At 64.8% G+C, this 310-nt stretch carries 1 protein-coding gene; it reads left to right on the top strand.

Annotated features, from left to right (window positions below; all coding sequences use genetic code 11):
* A partial coding sequence (locus tag EN818_RS31675) for a cytochrome b/b6 domain-containing protein (RefSeq protein ID WP_189524006.1) occupies positions 1 to 310 on the top strand: 310 nt, incomplete at both ends.

The following is a 310-nucleotide window of genomic DNA, read 5'->3' on the forward strand; positions in this document are numbered from 1 at the left end:
TTCAGCTGCACAAATCCTTCGGGTTCCTGCTGCTCGGCCTGATCATCCTGCGCATCGCCTGGCGGCTCGGCAACGCGGCGCCGGCCTTGCCGGCTTCGGTCGGGACATTGGAGCGCAGAACCGCGCCGCTGGCGCATTTCGCGCTCTATGCGTTCCAGGTCGCGCTGCCGCTCTCCGGCTGGGCGCTGGTCTCGGTCTCGACGCTGGAAATCCCGACCATGCCGTTCAACCTGTTCGTGATGCCCAATTTGCCGCTGACCGAGTCAGACGCCTCGGAGAGCTTTTGGACGTCCGCGCATTGGTATCTCGC

Origin of the sequence: Mesorhizobium sp. M3A.F.Ca.ET.175.01.1.1 (assembly GCF_004791945.1) — a bacterium.
In the GTDB taxonomy this organism is placed as follows: Bacteria; Pseudomonadota; Alphaproteobacteria; order Rhizobiales; family Rhizobiaceae; genus Mesorhizobium.